Source organism: Microbacterium sp. bgisy207, assembly GCF_965345035.1.
GTDB lineage: Bacteria > Actinomycetota > Actinomycetes > Actinomycetales > Microbacteriaceae > Microbacterium.
Window position 1 is genome coordinate 71,952 of record NZ_CBDRMG010000008.1, and the last position, 16,837, is coordinate 88,788.

The following is a 16,837-nucleotide window of genomic DNA, read 5'->3' on the forward strand; positions in this document are numbered from 1 at the left end:
TTCCCCTTCACTTGCCGCAACACGCCGTGCGCCGGTGGGTGCGCCGACGATTTGCGGCAAATGAAGGTGGGTTGTCTGGTTTGGGGCCTCTGTCGTTCCCCTTCACTTGCCGCAACACGCCGTCGCCGGTAGGGCACGGTACGTTTTGGGGCAAACGAACGGGGGTCATGTCGTGGCGCTCGAGAGTCGGGCCCCGACGGATGCCTCGGCCGACGCATCCGCGGCGCTCGCGGTGAGGCCGTGCGCGCGGTGGGTGGGGGCAAGGCGCGGTGATCCGCTAACGCGCTCGCGCAGGGTCGCGCCCGAGGGACGCCCCGCGCGACCGCGCTCGATGAGAATCGGCAGCACGAGCTCGATGAACGCCTCGTACGACGCGGGTCCGCCGAAGGTCGGCTCGAGCATGAGGCCGTCCAGCCCCGATCCGTCCACAGTCGCGATGATCTCGTCGGCGACCTGCTCGGGCGAGCCGGTGATCTGGAAGCCCCGGATCGCCTTCGTCCGGAACTGGTCGAGCACCGCGCGCACCCGGATGTCGGGATCGGTTCGCGCGTACCGGTTGATGAGGGTCTGCCCGAGGTCGGTGTGCAGGTCGGCGACACGGGTGTCGGGGTCGAGGCCCGTGAGGTCGAGCCCCGTGATCCCGGCGAACATCACTGCCGCGTCATCCAGCCCCAGCACGTTCTCGTACTCTTCGCGCAGCGCCCGCGCCTCGGCCTCGGTCGGCGCGACGGTCACCGTCATGCCGCTGATGACCTTGACGTCTTCGGGCCGACGCCCCTGCCGCACGGCCTGCTCCCGGATGTCGGCGACATGCGCCGCCGCCGTCGCGATCGACTGCCCCTGGATGAAGACGGCTTCGGCGTTGCGGGCGGCGTACGCCCGGCCGCGGTCGCTCGTGCCGGCCTGGAACAGCACCGGCGTGCGCTGCGGCGTCGGAGGCACGGCGAAGATCCCGGCGGCCCGCTGATAGCGCCCCTCGACCTCCACACGGTGCAGCATGCTCGGATCGGCATACACTCCGCGCGCGCGGTCGCGGACCTCGGCATCCTCGTCCCAGGAGTGCTCCCAGAACCGTAGGCACGTGTCGAGGAACTCGTCGGCAGCGTCGTAGCGCTCATCGTGCGAGAGCTTCTGCGTCACGCCGAACAGCTCGTCGGTGGTGGCCTGCGACGAGCCGGTCACGACGTTCCAGCCGATGCGTCCGCCGGTGAGCCGGTCGAGGGTCGCGAAGCGGCGCGCGGTGCCGTAGGGCTTTTCGACGGTGGTCGGCGAGGTCACGACGAAAGCCAGGTCGCGGGTCGCGTGGGCGAGCGCCGGGATCGTGAGCATCGGGTCGAGCGCCGGGAACTGGATGCCGTGAGCGGCGACCTCGTCAGGCATCCGTCCCCCGAGGGTGGCGTAGCCGTAGGTGTCGGCGAAGAAGAGGAAATCGAAGCCCGCCTCGTCGAGGGTTCGTGCCAGGCCGAGCCAGTAGCCCAGGTCGTCCCAGTCGTCGCCGCGGCCGCGCGGGTCGGTCCAGGTCGGCATCCCGTTGTTGGGTGTCATCATCTCGAACGCACCCAACAGGATGCGCCTCGGGGAATCTGCGTTCACAGCACCATCACCACCGTCTTCGTCTCCAGATAGTTCTCGAGGCCCTGCGGCCCGTTCTCGTAGCCCCAGCCCGACTCCTTGTGCCCGCCCTTGGGGAGTTCGGGGCCGAGGAAGGAGTGGCAGTTGACCCACACCGTGCCGGCTTCGAGCTGCGCGGCGATGCGGTGGCCGTTACTGAGGCCCTCGGTCCAGACGCTCGCGGCCAGGCCGTAGGGGGAGTCGTTGGCCCACCCGACCACCTCGTCGAGGTCGTCGAACGGGGTGACGACGGCGACGGGACCGAAGATCTCTTCGCGCATGAGGCGCATCTGCGGGGTCACGTCGGTGAGCACGGTCGGCGTATAGAAGGTGTCGCCGTCACGGATGCCGCCGCTCACGACCCGCGCACCCTCGGCGCGGCCCTCGTCGACGTAGCCTGCGACCCGATCGGCCTGGGCCTTGCTGACGAGCGGCCCGAGGTCGGTATCCTCGGCGAGGCCGTGCCCGAGGTTCAGGCCGCTGCCGAAGTCGGCCATCCCGGCGAGGACGTCGTCGTAGACATCCCGGTGCGCGTAGATGCGGGCGCTGGCGACGCACACCTGGCCGCCGTTGTCGAAGATGCCGCGCGAGACGCCTTCGATTGCGGCGGGCAGGTCGGCGTCGGGCATGATGATCGACGGCGACTTGCCGCCGAGTTCCAGGGTGAGTCGGGCAAGGCGCGTGCCAGCCGACTGCACGAGGCGCTTGCCGACGGCGGTCGAGCCGGTGAAGGCGATCTTGTCGACATCCGGATGCTCCGCCAAAGCCTGTCCGGCCTCGTGACCGTACCCGGTGACGATGTTGAGCACCCCGGCGGGCAGGCCCGCCTCGAGCATGAGCTGGCCGAGGTAGATCGCGGTGAGGGGAGTGTTCTCGGCGGGCTTGAGCACGATCGTGCAGCCCGCGGCGAGGGCGGGGGCGAGCTTCATGGCCGTCATGATGAGCGGCGAGTTCCACGGCACGATCGCCCCGACGACGCCGACCGGTTCGCGGCGCGTGTAGGCGAAGACCTCTTTGCCGGGAGGAGTGCGCGACAGCGACGTCGGGATCGTGTCGCCGAGGATCTTCGTCGGCCAGCCCGCGTAGTAGCGGAACTGGTTGATCGCCGCCGGAACCTCCCCGAACCGCGAGGTGCGCAGCGACTTGCCCTGGTCGAGCGTCTCGAGCTGCGCGAGGTCGTCGAGGTGTTCGGTCAAGAGGTCGGCGATGCGCCACAGCAGCGCGCCGCGGTCGGCGGGTCGCATCGCCCGCCAGGCCGAGGAGCGCAGCGCGCCCTTCGCGGCGCGGACCGCTCTGTCGACATCCGGTGCTGTGCCGCGGGCAACCTCGGCGAGGGCGGATCCGGTGGCCGGGTCGATCGTGGTGAAGGTCGAGCCATCGGATGCCGGGAGCCAGTCGCCGTCGATCAGCAGCTCCGTGCGGCCCGACGCCAGAAACTCCTGCACGCGCGGGCGCAGGGTGAACTCGTCAGTTGTCGTCACACCGCGATGCTAGGAGGCAATCATTGATTGCTCATGGCTATCACGTTTCGCGGGTGTTTCGGTGGTCGCGCTGTACTCCTGTTGGCGCACCCTGTCCTCGCAAACTGAACGGGCTGGTCGTGCGGGCATTGCACGTGCGTGGAGTGTGCCGCGTCCTACTTTCGCTCGTCTTCGGCCCGCGAGGGGACCGGCTTTCGGACACGCTCGGTTGGTCCGAGTGCGTGACCATCTCCCCCTACATTGCCGAGCTCCGTGCGCGCGTCGGGCACGACCTGCTACTGCTTCCGACAATCACCGCGGTGATCAGAAACGGTGGGCGCGTTCTGCTCGCGCGTCAGCGCGACTCTGGCGTGGGGGTTTGGGTGATCGCGCTCCTTCGCGCCCCCGGTCGTCCATATCGCGCCCCCAGCCCGGTCGTGGCGGACGCGTTTTGGGGGCGCTTCGGGGGGCATCGCCTACGTGTCGCGGCGCCGGTCTCGACCAGCGTCCACCGGCCGGGTTGGGCTGGTTGGAGCTGTGAGGTCCTCCGCCTGTGGCCGGTCCTCGGGCAACGCGGAAGCCCCCGGTGCACCAGGGCCGGGGGCTTCGTTTGGTGTTGCTGACTCTGACTGTAGGGGGTGACATCGGAGGCCGGTCAAGTCGGTGGTGCGGCGCGTCAGATCGTACCAGCTCAGATCGGTAACAACGCTGATGCTTCCTCGCGGAACGTTTGCGTGGAGCCATCGTTGACGATCGGGTAGAGGGGTAGGACCTGGTAACTTTTGGTCGACGTATGAGAACTTGATCGCCGACTCAAGGAGATAGCGAAGCTCTCGGTACGCCGGGTTGTAGATCCCGCTGTCAGTGAGCTGCCAGATCGCGATGGCGGACTCGACGAACTCGTCCATCGCAGACTGAAGAAGCCAGCTCTCGGCATCCGGATAGCGGGTGAAGGCGTGGGCCGTGGTGCGAACAAGTTCGATGAAGTCGAAACAGAGCGCGATTACCTGCTGCTCCTCGCTCTTCCATCCATCAGTAGAACGCAGCGCGACGTGCGCATCTTGCAGATCGCTCATGGCCGACCGATAACGGGCGGCCAGGGATTCAAGCGGTTCGCGGGAGGGTGTCGTCTCGGCGGGCTGCGGGGCGCTATTCGGTACATCCACCATGCGAATGTAGCGTCGGGGCGAAGCGCGGCTATAGCCGAGCATCCACCGGGCGCACACACCGGTCTCGACTCGCGCCCGCCATCCCACGATGATGCACAAGTCAACGGTCGCGGCTCGTGCGAACACCACCGCAAAGAAGATGTACCAAGCAGTGATCATCGCAATCGCGAACGATGAGGAAGGGCAGCCGATCACCAAAGCCGAGGAAGATCGCGCCCGCGGTGAGAAATAGTGATTGCGTGGCGACCGATAGCTGTCGGTACGACTAGCGATTCGCCTCCGCGATCGGTAGCAGTACGTCGTCACCGATCGTCGGCTTGGTGGTCATAGGGCGAGGCTAACTCAAAGCGACGCGCGCTGAACGACCGGCTTGCGCGCGAGGGCCGAGGCTGACGGACAGCGCTCGACGCTCGCCCGCAATCGAGAGCACTGGCCTCAGGCCGTAGCAGGCCACAGCCACGTCGTGCTCGCCGCGCTCAGACGTCGAGGGTTGGCTGTCGAGATTGACGGGCTGTGGTCGAGAGCGTGAGGCGATAGGGCTTCATGATCCCCAGCGGCTTCCACATCGCGCCCACGAGGCGTTCGAGGGCGGCGTCGTAGCGGTCGTCGTCAGCCATCTCGGAGATCGCCGCGGACAGGTGTACGGCGACATCGCTCGGCCCGACGAGCGCCAAGAGCGTCGTCACCTCGACGCGCTCCACTTCCAACGCGCGCATGGCGCGGAATTTCTCGTCGCGACGGTTATCCTCGCCAAGCCGGTGACGCATGCGCTCTCGCATCTCGTCCCGTTCAGCGTCGTGCGAATCCGCCATGTCCCGTGCGATGAACTCCTCGATTACGTCGTCCACCGGATCGAAGCCGAGCCCTCGAATGTGCTCGATGAGGCGGAGCGCGCGCTGGTACGCGTCGAAGCGCTGCTCACGAATCCATCTGCGGTGCTCGCGCCGCCCCTGGATCCATGCACCGAGGAGCCCGCCGCCCAACGCGAGGAGCCCGCCGACGACAACGGGTACGAGCGCATCCATGGCGCGAGCCTAACCCGCATTGGTACTACTGAGTCCGTAGCACCGCACCCTCCGACGAGATCGAAGTCGATGCCAGTCAGGACCGTTTGGAAGTTGTATCGGCGCCGACGACACGAGTCTGGAGCAGTTGCTACTGATTCGCTGTCAGCCTGTCAGCCTGTCAGCCTGTCAGCCTGTCAGCCTGTCAGCCTGTCAGCCTGTCAGCCTGTCGGCACCGCGAGCAGTGGCAAACGGAGTGACCCCGATAGGGCCGCGCACGTTCGGGACTGCCTACCGGGACACGACCCCACAATGCCGATCTGGAAGACTGCTACTCCAGCCAGTGCGCTGCTGGGTCCCGCCTCCGGTTCGGCCCCGTTCGTGCATCGCACCATAGAGGATTCAGCCTCGACCTCAGGCGCGACCTCAGTGGTCCATGACCCTTTGGATGACGGGAATGACTGCCAGGTTGATCCGGCGCCCTTCATCATCGGCGGTCAGCAGGTAATCGACTTGCCGTGATGCCTCATGCGATGCCTTGGTCATCGCATGAGCAGGGTGCGCTGTCACCGCGGCGTGGAGCCGATCGATGGTCGCTGCGGGATCACGCGTGCGCACGAAAACGATGAGCGCACCCTTGCTGTCCCGCCAGACCAGGTATCGCAGCAACTGATCGACCGCATCGCCGGCTGCCTTGGTCCCTGACCAGATCTTGCACTCTGCCACAAAGACGTTGCGATCCTTCTCACGGATGAGGACGTCTGTCTTTCCAGCCCCGTTGAACAGCTCCCCGCCCGCCGCTCCTTGCCAATAGGCGTTCAGGTGGGCGAGTAAGAGGTCTCGCAGCTGTTCTTCTCCGAGGGCGGAGAGTGTGCCTGGTGTGCGCTCGAGGCTTCTCGCCCACGACTGGACCTGGTCGAGTATGTCTCGGTAAGTTGCTTCATCGAGTTCGGGTTCGGGAACGAATCGCGACTGAGTTCGTCGCTGTTCAAGCGACACATGCTTGCGGCGAGCGGGCACGGGAGCGACCTGGCGTCCCGTGGCCGAGAGTGGAATCGCGAGGGCTTCGCTAAGCGCGCGATCGTTCAAGATACGCTGCTTTCGTTCGCTGTAGTCGCGCTGAAGGGTCGCGCTCGCCTGACGTGCGAATGTGGCGAGATCGCCGTTCGCCCACTCCACCTGCTTCTCGACTCGCTCGCGGACCCGTGCGATTCGTGCCTGCACTAGGTGTGCGGATAGCTGACGTTCGACAACCTCGATCTGGAGTAGAGAGCCCGCCACGTCGGCATCCAGCGGACTCGGGATGTAGGTGGTGGCCCTCAGCGTGAGGAGCATCGGATCACCATCGATTGGTACGCGGATCCGGATGCGGCTCGCCGGTCGCGTATACTCACGATCTGGATAGAACTGATCCCTCACTTGGACTTGGGTTTCCTCGATCCCCGTCTGCGAAATTGCGTCCCAAGCCAAGGAGACGGGTCGCGGGAGATTGTCCCGAAGAAGACCGCCGAGGAGCAAGTCTTCGTTCTCCGAGAGCAAGTAGTCGGGGTCAAGCTGCGCAACGGCGGCTCGCGCCCTCTGGAGACAGTCGCCCAGATATTCATCGAGGCGGCGAGTGAAGTCGGGGTTGGCCACATCACCACCGTAGGGCGAGGCATGCACGCCGGTGGCCTGCCGCTCCGAAGGTTCGCCCGCAGCCGAGCTGGCTCAGTCAAACGTTCGCTACCCGTGGGCGGTTTGCTCTAGATCTCGGTGTCCTTTGTCGTCGACGACCGTGGTCGCGCTCGCGATCCGGAGTGTTGGTCGGCTCCTCGCTGCTAAAACCCGCGGATCGGATCAGTAGGGTGCGTGTGTGGACCTGATCACTACTTGGGCCGACACCGGCCCTGCATGGCTTGGCGGCATCGGCGGAGTGATCGCCGCCCTGATAGCGGGGTACGCGCTCTACCGTGCGATACGGTCCGAGGCACGTCATGTCGAGTGGCAACTGAGCAATGAGCCGAAGCCGGATGGGCGTCGCTCCGAGAACTGGCGGTTGATCAACGGCACCTCCGGCGTCCGCGCGCGCGTTCTCGGCTTCGAGAACACCACCGGTGACGGCCTGCAGGACGCGCTCCGAGGCGATTTGATACTGCCTGCCGTCGTCGAACCATCTGGGTGGTTGCCTTTCAATCACAGCCGGAGCCTGTCTAGCGGGTATCCCACCGTTATCCGAGTCACCTGGCAGGAGGGCCCATCTGGTAGGCGGTTTAGGCAACGGCGATTCAGCGCCATCTACTACCTCGACTGAGAACGCGATTGCTTCCGCGTTGTGCAAGCCAATTCACCCGTCAACGTCCTTCGGACGCAAGCGATCAGCGCGCACGCCAACGTCCCGCTTGCGTGCGATGCCCGATTGAGGACCTTCCAGCGGGCGGCGGTGCGTGTCCGAAGCCAAGGCGCTGCGCCGGGTCGTTGGACGCGCTGCCAGTCAGTGCGTTCCAAACATGTGATCCTCGGCCTGATCCCGCATGACATCGTCCATCCAGACTTCGAGTTCGTTGGCGCGGGATGCGGCGAGCTCCAGAAAGTCCCGCTGAGAACTCGAGTACTCCTCCCCGCGGAGATACGCGCCCATGAGTTCGATCCCCTCGGAAGTCAACTGTGTTGCTAGCACCGGCAGCGGTTCGTCCATCTGGAAGGGGTACTTCTCCTCCGTTCCGGAGGCGATGTCCACGGCGTTGTCGAGCAGTCGAACGAGTCCCAGCCGTTTGAGCACGCCGTTGCCCGCGCCTGGCACTGGTCGCCGGAGGCGCTCGCGGAACGCATCGCCGCCGCAGGCTTCGAGGTAATCGAGACGCACACTCGCTCGGTGCCGCAATCACCGCCGCGGTCGCACGGGGCCATTCTCGCGCGGCGAGTGACAGTCGCTGGTGAGAGGCGGCGCTAAGCATCCGGTCGATGCTCGATGGTGACGATCTCGATGAGGTGTCTCACTTGGCGCAGCCCGCGCGCGCTGCTCATCCGGACTGCTCGGACGTGCGTTGTCGAAGCCCGAGGTGCCGACCGGCTGTTGATTGACTAGCTGGTCAACCGCGGGGCTCTGGTGTCATCCGTCAAACTCCCACGGCTCCCGATACTGAGCGCCATCACCCAACGCATCCACAAGCTCTTGGGGACAGACGAGTCTGTCCTCGCCATAGTCATGGGAGCGGCTGTGATCCCACACGCTGCTAGCCACGAAGGTCACCGAAAGCCGGTAGCAGGTGTAAACGGACGACTGGGACGGCGCAAACCATCCGCCTGTGTCTGAGCTGCCGCCCGGACGGTGCCCGGAGGTCACGAACAGATCAAACCCCACGACCGGGTCATCGAACCTATCGGAGCTTTCGGACACGTTGTAGAAGACGGTCGCGCCGACGGCAGGATCGAGGAAGTCGGGACTCGAGACTCCATCCCAGTAGTCCGCAACACCCCCGAGCGACTCGATGAAGCTCTTCGGGCCAGATCCCGCGAGATCGCGGTCACCGATGACTTCGTAGACGACGTTCTCCTGCCGATCGAGCTGCAACCAGAGCCTGGAGTCGATTGGTGAGGGCGCGCATGCCGCGCATACTACGATCGCGCCGACGATCGTGGCGCTCGCGACCACCCGCCTCACATCAAGGAGCATCGGTCCCATTATCTGCGCATGTGAGGAAGGTCCGTCGCCATCAAAGACTGAACCGGAGTGACACATGCTGCCCGCGAGGTCGTGGATCCTTGTCTGCTCGTGGTTCGATCGCCGATGGCCTCGCAACTCGCGATGTCAAGTGGCACGTGAGCGCCGTCGGTCAGAGGTTCCGCAATGCGTCGCGCACCCTGCTGGCTGCTTCCTCGGGGGTAACGGCCGGGAGACATTGGTGGTCAAGCGATGCACTCCATTCGGCGGCCGATGGAAGGTGCGCGAAGGACACCTTGGAAGCTCTCGTGTACGGACCCCACCGCCCGAATACCTCGGATGCGGTCGCATCGATGTAGCCGGCCTCGGCGAGTGCCCAGAGATCGTAAAGGTCTCGTGGGGCTTCCCGGTCGTTCCACGAAGACAGCTTCGACGCGACGAACGCTGCGGGGGTGAGTACTCGTAGGCGCGCGGGTGGAGCGTCGCTGTAGCGCTGCTCGATATCGACGATCTCGGTGGGCCACTGCGGATAGCCCTCTGACGACAGCAACTGGATCTGCACGCGCACATCCCCTACCTGCATCACGGACGGATGCGGGTGTCTCGCCTCCCTCAGCCGCGGCGTGAACGTCACTGTGCCGAAGCTACGGCGCAGTTGACGGGCGACAGCCTCCTCGATCTCGTCGGCAATTGCTGACCTGTCGCCGAGTGCGATGAGGTCGATGTCCGCCGAAAGACGTAGTTCCGTGAGGTGTGTGCGCGAGAGCGCGGTGCCGCCGAAGAAGACGACGTCGTCGGTGCTCAGGCTGCTGATGGCGGCGAGCGCGTGTGAGATGACGTGGTCCCGGGCGACCTGTTCTGAGTCAACTCCGAACGTGGCCTCGATCTGCTCTCGTTCACCGTCATCGAGGACCCCGGGGACAGGCTTAGCCATTCGCCGTCTCCAGTCGCTTGCGCATGTCCCGTGCGCCGGCTGGCACGATACGAGCGCGCGCGACGATCTTGGCAAACTCATCTGGCTTGACCTGGGGCGTAAGGTTCTCAACGGCGCCCGCGACTTCTCGACCGAGTCCATCGCGATCCATGCGGCCCAGGAGGTCGAACAGGGTCTGCTCGGGTGTCGTGACGAGTCCCTCACCGAGTCCCGTGCGTTCCAGTACGAGCTCAAGGGCGTCCATGTTGCGAGGAACGAACTTGACGAGCCCACCTCCCTCAAGGGTGACGGGTGCGTAGCCGCGTCGAGGCACCGCAACCGTGGCGACGCCGATAGCCCGTGGGATGGCAGCCCAGTGGCGCGCGGCGCTGACTCCCATGAGGGCGACTTCTCTCGCGCCGAATCGCGCCGTCGCAAGCGCGAGAGCGGCCGCCTCCAACGGTGGCTTCCATGTCCGACCATCGCGGCCATCAGGAACCGCCGTGTAGACGCCATGAGCTAGCCGCACCAGCGCGCCCTGCTCGACCAGCCGGTCCGTTGTCCGCCAGGTGTTCCGTGCCAGCTCGGGGACCTCCTTCAGGCGCAGGGTGCGAAGCGGTGCCCGCGCGACAGCGCGCACGATGTCAACGTCCGCGGCCATACTTCCTCCTCTCCTCATCGGAAGTATACGCCGAGCGTCTATTTACGATGAGTAAATTGGTGACGCATCCACCCGCGGCAGGCGGAGGATCCTCGCGCCGGGCGTTGGATGGGCTCAGGCTCCGCCGGTGTACACGAACGCGACGCGGGCGGAGCCGTCGCCGCGAAGGTGCCACCGGTTCCGGAGCGCCCCAGGGTGGGCGACGGCGTCGCCGGCGCCGAGTTCCCAGATCCCGAGGCCTTCGATCTCGAGGGCGATGGCGCCTTCGATGACGTAGTGGATGACTTCGCCATCCGTCTCGAACCAGTCGCCGACCTGCTCGCCGGGGCGGATGACGTACTCCTGCAGTGAGGTTTCACCGGCGTGGATGACGCGGGTGTGGGCGGTGTCGGATGCCTCCGAGACCGGCACCCACGTGGCATCCGCTGCCCGCGACACGTGCACGACCTCGGGGTCGGGGTCGGCGGGCAGGAGCGCCGACGGCGAGATGTCGAGGGCGTTCGCGATGCGGTACAGGGTCAGCAGCGACGGCATCGTCTGGCCCGACTCGATCTGACTCAGAAACGGCTGGCTGATCTCGGCAGCCGACGCGAGCGCCCGCATCGACAGCTTCTTCTCGGTGCGCGCCTGCCGCACCTGCCGCCCGATACCGACGCCGATCTGTGCTTCGTCGGATGCCGCACTCGGCCCGTCGGCGGTGGCGCGGGCGGGAGTGGACACGGCTCCAGGATACGGCGCTGCCCGAAGCTGCCCCGCGCGGCTAGTCGGAGCCGAGGGAGTTCACGAGGTGGGCGATGCCGTAGTCGTACGCGTCGTCGAGATCACCGCCGAGGCGGAAGGCCCCGGCGAGCTCCATCGTGACGAACCCGGTCGCCCACGCGGTCAGCAGCCGCGCGGCATCGAGCGCGTGATCCGCGCCGACGGCCGCCGTGGTCGCGCGCAACACCGGCGCGCTCGTGGCGGCGAGCTTGTCAGCATCCACCGTGGTCGTGAACAGCAGCCGGAAGGCCTCGGGTCGCTCGTGTGCGAAACGGCGGAACACGAGCAACAGCTCTTCGATCCCGGATGCCGCATCCAGGCGCCCGGTGAGGTCATCCGCCGCGGCGCCACCGACGAGTCCGAGCAGCGTCTCGCGATCTCGCACGCGCTTGTACAGCGAGGGCGCCTTGACGCCGACCTCCTGCGCGACGGCCTGCATCGTGACGGCCGCCAGCCCGCCGTATTCGAGCAGGCGCGCGGCCGCGCTGACGATCTCGTCGAGCGATGTTCTCTCCGGTGTCGGCATCGAACCTCCCATGGCTACGAACATAAGCTATCATGGCTAACGTTCGTAGCCATCTTTTGAGAGGTCAGTCATGAGACTCGCGCCGTCCCTGCACCGCATAGGCAACGACATCGTCGCCGCCTATCTGATCGTCACCCCCGACGGCATCACTCTCGTCGACGCCGGCCTTCCCGGCATGTACACCGATCTCACGCGAGAGCTGGATGCCATCGGGCGCTCCCTTGACGACATCCGTGGCATCGTGCTGACCCACGGCGACAGCGACCACGTCGGATTCGCCGAGCGCCTGCGCGCGGAGCGGGGCATCCCGGTGTTCGTGCACGCCGCCGACGCTGACCGCGCTCGCGGCGGTGACAAGCCCAAGACCCCTATGGGTCCCACCCGGATCGGTCCCCTGCTGCAGTTCGCCGCGTACGGCATCCGGAAAGGGATGCGGCCGACCTGGCTCACCGAGGTGCGCGAGGTCGCCGACGGCCACATGCTCGACCTTCCCGGACGGCCCCGCGTGATCGGGATGCCCGGCCACTCGCCCGGGAGCATCGCCATCTTCTCGCCCGACGTGCGCGCCGTCTTCGTGGGCGACGCCCTCACGACCCGCCATGTGCTGACCGGGCGCACGGGTCCTGGCCCGGCCCCGTTCACGGATGACGCAGCTGAGGCGCTCGCTTCGCTCGATCGCCTCGCCGACCTGGATGCCGAGTGGGTGCTGCCGGGACACGGCCCCGCGTTCCACGGCTCACCGTCGGCTGCCGTCGAGGCCGTGCGCGAGGCGGCACAGGCGTAGCAGCCGGGAGCGTCAGGCGCCTTGGGTCTTACTCCCCCCGCGCGTTGTAGACGAGGGCGTCGCTGGCGCCGTAGGCGCGGTAGACCTCGAGGGCCTCCTCGCGGCCGACATCCTGGGTCACCCGGATGCCGCGAGCCTCGAACTGCTCGGCCCAGTCGGCGACCATCGGCCCCTCATCGAACCCGGTGAGCTCCTCGAGCTCGGGACCGGACCCTGCCACGACCAGCGACCGCACGCCGCTCCACATCGTCGCGCCGTAGCACTGCACGCACGGACGCCAGTTGACCACGAGCGAAAGGTTCGCTCCTTCCGCGCCGAGGTCCCAGCGGCCCAGGCGCTGCTGCGCGAGCCCGAGAGCCATCACCTCGGCGTGCCCCGACGACTTGCCGGTCGAGAGCACGACATTGACGCCCGCCGAGACGAGCTCGCCCGTGGCGTCATCCACAACGATGGCGGCGAACGGCCCTCCGTTGCCCTCGCGCCAGTTGCGGTCGGCCAGCCGGTTGACCAGCGCCATCCGTTCCTCGAGCGTCGGCAGCACGGCGGGCAGAGCGTCCGCCTCGTCGGCCAGCCACGCGGGCAGGGTCATGGTGAAGGAAGTCGCGATCGTCATGGTCACTCCGGGGTTCGGGCTGGGGTCGGGTCAGGATGCTGCGCGCCGCCGCTCTGCGCGAGGCGCCACACGCGCTGGCGGGTGAAGGGCTGGTGGAAGGGCCGCTGTCCGAGCGCCCGGGCGATCGCATTGCCGATCGCGGGTGCGACGGGGTTGTATGGCGACTCGCTCATGGACTTCGCCCCGAACGGGCCGACAGTGTCGGACGTGTCGGCGAGGTACACCTCGGTCTCGGGAACGTCGGCGAACTGCGGCACCCGGTACACGCGGAACACGGGGTTCAGCACCGCGCCGTCTTCGACGAGCACCTCCTCGTACAGCGCGCTCCCGACGGCCTGCGCGACGCCGCCCTCGATCTGTCCGCGCAGCTGCGCCGGGTTCATCACGGTTCCGGCATCCGCCGACTGCACCGACTGCAGGATCCGCACGACGCCGGTCTCAGGCTCCACGGCGACGCGCACGGCGTGCACGTTGAACGACACCGACCGCAGGTGCCCCTCCTCGTCCCCGGTGGCGAACAAGCCGTTCTCGTCGCGCTCCTCGTCCGACGCCGCGGCGACCAGATCCGCGAACGACACGACCCCCGCGGGCGTCGCGACTCCCGCATCCGTCAACAGCCCAGCGCCCGGGTCGGTCCCCGTCTGCGCGGCGGCGAGCTCCAGCATCCGTGCCCGCAGCGCCTGACAGGCCGCCGCGAGAGCCTTGCCCGCCACGGTGATACCCGTCGAGGCGAAGGCGCCGGTGTCGTGGGCGACGGCGTCGGTGTCGGCAGTCCACAGGTGCAGCCGCTCGAACGGTGCCTCGAGCACGGATGCCGCGATCTGCCGCAGCACGGTCGTGGTGCCGTTTCCGAACTCGGCGGTGCCGGCGCGCACGACGAACGTGCCGTCGGGGCGCAGCGCCACCCGCGAGCGGGAGACATGCCCGAACGGGGCGATCGTCGCGATCATCGCGACCGCCATGCCCTCACCGACCGCCCAGCCTTCGGGTGCCGCCACCCCGTTGCCGCGGCGGAGCGCGTCCTGTGCGAGATCGAGGCACTGGTCGAGGCCGTAGCTGCCGATGATGAGGTCGCGCTCGTACGGGTCTTCATCCGGATGCAGCGGATCGTCGGCGCGCACGACGTTGCGGCGGCGCAGCTCGAACGGGTCGATATCGAGCCGCTCCGCGAGCATGTCCATCGCCGACTCGATCCCGAGCATGACCTGCCCGAGCCCGTACCCGCGGAACGCTCCCGATGGCACGTTGTTCGTATAGACGACCTCGGCGTCGATGTGGCGCACCGGCGTCCGGTACACGGTCGTCGACTCAGCGACCCCGTGGAACATCACGCCGATCGCATGGTTGCCGTACGCGCCCGTGTCGCTGAGCACATCGAGCTTCATCGCGGTGAGGGTGCCGTCGGCATCCGCCCCGAGCGTCACCTCGACCCGCATCGGATGCCGCAGCGACGCCCGCGTGAACTGCTCGGTGCGGCTGAACTCATAGGTCACGGGGCGCCCGGTGCGCAGCACGGCGAGGGCGACGAGGTCTTCGGTGAAGATCTCCTGCTTGCCACCGAATCCGCCGCCGACCCGGGCTGCGAACACGCGGATCCGCTCGCGTGGCAGGTCGAAGATGTGCGCGAGCTCGTCGCGGGTGAGGAAGGGCACCTGGGTGCTCGAACGGATGACGAGCCTGCCGTCCTCGTCGAGCCAGCCGACCGCGCCGTGGGTCTCGAGCTGCGCGTGCGTCACGCGCGAGGTCTGCCACGTGCCGCTGACGGTGACGGCGCTCGCGGCCAGCGCCGCGTCGATGTCACCGCCGTGGCCCTCGTGCAGGGCCGCGACGACGTTGCGCGCGGCATCCATCACCCGGTCCTCGGGGGTGCGCTCCGGATGCAACACCGGGGCTCCGGGGGTGCGGGCCTGCTCGGGATCGAAGACGGCGGGCAGGATGTCGTACTCGACCTGCACGAGCCGGGCTGCCGCATCCGCTGCAGCCGCGGTCTCGGCGATGACCGCGGCGACCCGCTGCCCGATGAAGCGGACCGTGTCGTCGAGCACGCGCGTGTCGTCGGGGTCGTCGGTGCGGTGCTCGTGGCGTGCTGTCGAGAAGCGGGTCGCGGGGGCGTCCTCGTGTGTGAGGACGGCGACGACTCCGGGGACGGCGAGGGCGGCATCCGTGTCGATCGAGAGGATGCGGGCGTGCGCGTGCGGGGAGCCGACGACGCGGAGCACGAGGGAGCCGGTGACCGGTTCGTCGAGCGTGAACGGCTCGCGGCCCTGCACGATGCGGCGGGCCGGCTCGGGGGTGACCGAGGCGCCGATGCCGCCCGAGGTGACCGGCTCGGGCCGGCGGGCGCCGCCGGTCTCACGCCCGGTCTCGCGCACAGGGCCGAGCACAGCCGCCGTGATCGCCTCCCGGATCGGGCGGTAGCCGGTGCAGCGGCACAGGCTCCCCTTCATGCGGCGATCGAGCTCGGGCAGGTCGTCCTCGGTCAGAGTGGATGCTGTCACTGCCATCCCCGGCGTGCAGAACCCGCACTGGAAGCCGAAGTGCGCGACGAGCTCCTCCTGCACGGGATGCAGGTCATCGCCGGGAGCGAGCCCGCCCGCGGTCGTGACGGTCGCGCCGTCCATCCGCCGGGCCGGAACGATGCAGGAGTGGACGGGCTCGCCGTCCACGATCACGGCGCACGCCCCGCAGTCGCCGGCGTCGCATCCCTTCTTGACCTCGGTGTGTCCATGCTCGCGCAGGAATGTGCGCAAGCATTGGCCCGGAGCGGGATCGCCGTGCAGCTCGGTGCCGTCGACGGTGAGTCTCATGCGTCCTCCTCCGCGAGATCGGCACGCACCCGCTCGGCGAGCACAGCGGTGACGGCACGGCGCCAGTCGGCCTCGCCCAGGGCGTCGGTGAAGAAGTCGGACGGGCTCGTGACATCCGACTGCAGCTGCGCGAGGGCGGGCAGGCCCGGGTAGCGGAACACGTGCGGGGTGAGGGTGGATGCCGTCACTGCCACGACCGTTGAGCCGTCCTCTTCACGCCGGCCGCTCACGACGATGCCCGAGCGGCCGAGCTCGGCCAGGGCCATCTTGTGCAGCGAGACGCGGGCCCGCATCGCCGGTGCGGACACCTCCAGCGCACGCAGCACCTCACCCGGCTGGAGCGTGTTCGCCGCCTGCCCCGTGACGAACTCGGCGACGAGCTGACGGCGCTCGCCGCCGTCCGGCGTCCAGATCACCGCGACCCCGTCCAGGGCGGCCAGCAGCGACACCATGGCCGCCGCCGTGAACGACTGGCAGACGTTGCCTCCGACGGTCGCGGTGTTCCAGACCTTGAACGACATGAGCAGGGCGTGTGCAGCATCCGGGATCGCCGCCGTCGCGCGCCACTCGTCGGGGGCCGCCGGCGCTACCTCTCCTCGAGACCAGGCGACGAACCTCGCGATCGTGCAGGTCGCGGCGAGGCGCAGACCGTCGGGAAGGATCTCGACATCGGGCCAGCCCATGCGGGTGATGTCCACAAAACCGGTCACGTCGGGCTGGGGCTCACTCATGAGCCAGGTTCCGCCCGCCAGGACCTTCTCACCAGGCGTGAGCGCCAGGTCGGCGCGGGTGCGGGCAAACCGATACGACGTGACGGTCGTGATGTCCACGCGCCCTCCCTCCGCGGCATCCGATGTTGACTCAGTGAACAACCAGGTGAACAACCTGAG

16 protein-coding genes are annotated in these 16,837 nt (G+C 67.6%); 2 read left to right on the forward strand and 14 right to left on the reverse strand.

Going from position 1 to position 16,837, the window contains the following annotated elements; genetic code table 11:
* Positions 1–165: 165 nt before the first annotated feature.
* The 5 genes from ACSGC5_RS09445 to ACSGC5_RS09465 form a co-directional block, all read right to left on the reverse strand.
* On the reverse strand, positions 166–1,593 hold the full coding sequence (locus ACSGC5_RS09445; protein ID WP_434970375.1) for an NtaA/DmoA family FMN-dependent monooxygenase: 1,428 nt from the start codon (positions 1,591–1,593) through the stop codon (positions 166–168).
* A complete protein-coding gene (locus ACSGC5_RS09450; RefSeq protein WP_434970376.1) occupies positions 1,590–3,092 on the reverse strand; it encodes an aldehyde dehydrogenase family protein in 1,503 nt (500 codons plus the stop codon). Before ACSGC5_RS09450 ends, ACSGC5_RS09445 begins: the two co-directional genes overlap by 4 nt.
* Positions 3,093–3,547: 455 nt before the next feature.
* Positions 3,548–4,399: a hypothetical protein gene (locus ACSGC5_RS09455; RefSeq protein ID WP_434970377.1), complete on the reverse strand. Its 852-nt coding sequence runs from the start codon at positions 4,397–4,399 to the stop codon at positions 3,548–3,550.
* Between the two features lie 317 nt (positions 4,400–4,716).
* Complete coding sequence (locus ACSGC5_RS09460; protein WP_434970378.1) at positions 4,717–5,265, reverse strand: hypothetical protein; 549 nt, start codon at positions 5,263–5,265, stop codon at positions 4,717–4,719.
* Positions 5,266–5,670: 405 nt separating this feature from the next.
* Complete coding sequence (locus ACSGC5_RS09465; RefSeq protein WP_434970379.1) at positions 5,671–6,879, reverse strand: hypothetical protein; 1,209 nt, start codon at positions 6,877–6,879, stop codon at positions 5,671–5,673.
* Positions 6,880–7,096: 217 nt separating this feature from the next.
* Here ACSGC5_RS09465 and ACSGC5_RS09470 point away from each other — a divergent pair, with 217 nt between their 5' ends.
* The gene (locus ACSGC5_RS09470; protein ID WP_434970380.1) at positions 7,097–7,534 is read left to right on the forward strand and encodes a hypothetical protein; all 438 of its coding nucleotides are present in this window, start codon (positions 7,097–7,099) and stop codon (positions 7,532–7,534) included.
* 180 nt (positions 7,535–7,714) lie between these two features.
* Here the strand turns inward: ACSGC5_RS09470 and ACSGC5_RS09475 are convergent, their stop codons facing one another.
* The 6 genes from ACSGC5_RS09475 to ACSGC5_RS09500 form a co-directional block, all read right to left on the reverse strand.
* On the reverse strand, positions 7,715–8,086 hold the full coding sequence (locus ACSGC5_RS09475; protein WP_434970381.1) for a hypothetical protein: 372 nt from the start codon (positions 8,084–8,086) through the stop codon (positions 7,715–7,717).
* Between the two features lie 246 nt (positions 8,087–8,332).
* Positions 8,333–8,896: a hypothetical protein gene (locus ACSGC5_RS09480; protein ID WP_434970382.1), complete on the reverse strand. Its 564-nt coding sequence runs from the start codon at positions 8,894–8,896 to the stop codon at positions 8,333–8,335.
* A gap of 160 nt (positions 8,897–9,056) precedes the next feature.
* Positions 9,057–9,818 (reverse strand): nucleotidyl transferase AbiEii/AbiGii toxin family protein, encoded by a 762-nt coding sequence (locus ACSGC5_RS09485; protein WP_434970383.1) that lies wholly within the window; start codon positions 9,816–9,818, stop codon positions 9,057–9,059.
* Positions 9,811–10,458 (reverse strand): type IV toxin-antitoxin system AbiEi family antitoxin, encoded by a 648-nt coding sequence (locus ACSGC5_RS09490; protein WP_434970384.1) that lies wholly within the window; start codon positions 10,456–10,458, stop codon positions 9,811–9,813. Before ACSGC5_RS09490 ends, ACSGC5_RS09485 begins: the two co-directional genes overlap by 8 nt.
* Before the next feature lie 114 nt (positions 10,459–10,572).
* A complete protein-coding gene (locus tag ACSGC5_RS09495; RefSeq protein WP_434970385.1) occupies positions 10,573–11,178 on the reverse strand; it encodes a helix-turn-helix domain-containing protein in 606 nt (201 codons plus the stop codon).
* 40 nt (positions 11,179–11,218) lie between these two features.
* Positions 11,219–11,743, reverse strand: coding sequence for a TetR/AcrR family transcriptional regulator (locus tag ACSGC5_RS09500; RefSeq protein WP_434970386.1), 525 nt, complete (start codon positions 11,741–11,743; stop codon positions 11,219–11,221).
* 70 nt (positions 11,744–11,813) lie between these two features.
* Here ACSGC5_RS09500 and ACSGC5_RS09505 point away from each other — a divergent pair, with 70 nt between their 5' ends.
* Positions 11,814–12,527, forward strand: coding sequence for an MBL fold metallo-hydrolase (locus tag ACSGC5_RS09505; protein ID WP_434970387.1), 714 nt, complete (start codon positions 11,814–11,816; stop codon positions 12,525–12,527).
* A gap of 28 nt (positions 12,528–12,555) precedes the next feature.
* Here ACSGC5_RS09505 and ACSGC5_RS09510 read toward each other — a convergent pair whose 3' ends face one another.
* The 3 genes from ACSGC5_RS09510 to ACSGC5_RS09520 are packed head-to-tail and all read right to left on the reverse strand — an operon-like array spanning position 12,556 to position 16,777.
* The gene (locus ACSGC5_RS09510) at positions 12,556–13,140 is read right to left on the reverse strand and encodes a nucleoside deaminase (RefSeq protein WP_434970388.1); all 585 of its coding nucleotides are present in this window, start codon (positions 13,138–13,140) and stop codon (positions 12,556–12,558) included.
* Positions 13,141–13,142: 2 nt separating this feature from the next.
* The gene (locus tag ACSGC5_RS09515; RefSeq protein ID WP_434970389.1) at positions 13,143–15,947 is read right to left on the reverse strand and encodes a molybdopterin-dependent oxidoreductase; all 2,805 of its coding nucleotides are present in this window, start codon (positions 15,945–15,947) and stop codon (positions 13,143–13,145) included.
* Positions 15,944–16,777: an FAD binding domain-containing protein gene (locus tag ACSGC5_RS09520; RefSeq protein WP_434970390.1), complete on the reverse strand. Its 834-nt coding sequence runs from the start codon at positions 16,775–16,777 to the stop codon at positions 15,944–15,946. Before ACSGC5_RS09520 ends, ACSGC5_RS09515 begins: the two co-directional genes overlap by 4 nt.
* Positions 16,778–16,837: the final 60 nt, after the last annotated feature.

What these genes read in the sequence shown, in the direction of transcription:
- ACSGC5_RS09455 (WP_434970377.1), bottom strand. Translation starts at nt 4,399, where the DNA reads ATGATCACTGCTTGGTACATCTTCTTTGCGGTGGTGTTCGCACGAGCC.
- ACSGC5_RS09460 (WP_434970378.1), bottom strand. Translation starts at nt 5,265, where the DNA reads ATGGATGCGCTCGTACCCGTTGTCGTCGGCGGGCTCCTCGCGTTGGGC.
- ACSGC5_RS09480 (WP_434970382.1), bottom strand. Translation starts at nt 8,896, where the DNA reads ATGCTCCTTGATGTGAGGCGGGTGGTCGCGAGCGCCACGATCGTCGGC.
- ACSGC5_RS09485 (WP_434970383.1), bottom strand. Translation starts at nt 9,818, where the DNA reads ATGGCTAAGCCTGTCCCCGGGGTCCTCGATGACGGTGAACGAGAGCAG.
- ACSGC5_RS09490 (WP_434970384.1), bottom strand. Translation starts at nt 10,458, where the DNA reads ATGGCCGCGGACGTTGACATCGTGCGCGCTGTCGCGCGGGCACCGCTT.
- ACSGC5_RS09500 (WP_434970386.1), bottom strand. Translation starts at nt 11,743, where the DNA reads ATGCCGACACCGGAGAGAACATCGCTCGACGAGATCGTCAGCGCGGCC.
- ACSGC5_RS09505 (WP_434970387.1), top strand. Translation starts at nt 11,814, where the DNA reads ATGAGACTCGCGCCGTCCCTGCACCGCATAGGCAACGACATCGTCGCC.
- ACSGC5_RS09510 (WP_434970388.1), bottom strand. Translation starts at nt 13,140, where the DNA reads ATGACGATCGCGACTTCCTTCACCATGACCCTGCCCGCGTGGCTGGCC.
- ACSGC5_RS09515 (WP_434970389.1), bottom strand. Translation starts at nt 15,947, where the DNA reads ATGAGACTCACCGTCGACGGCACCGAGCTGCACGGCGATCCCGCTCCG.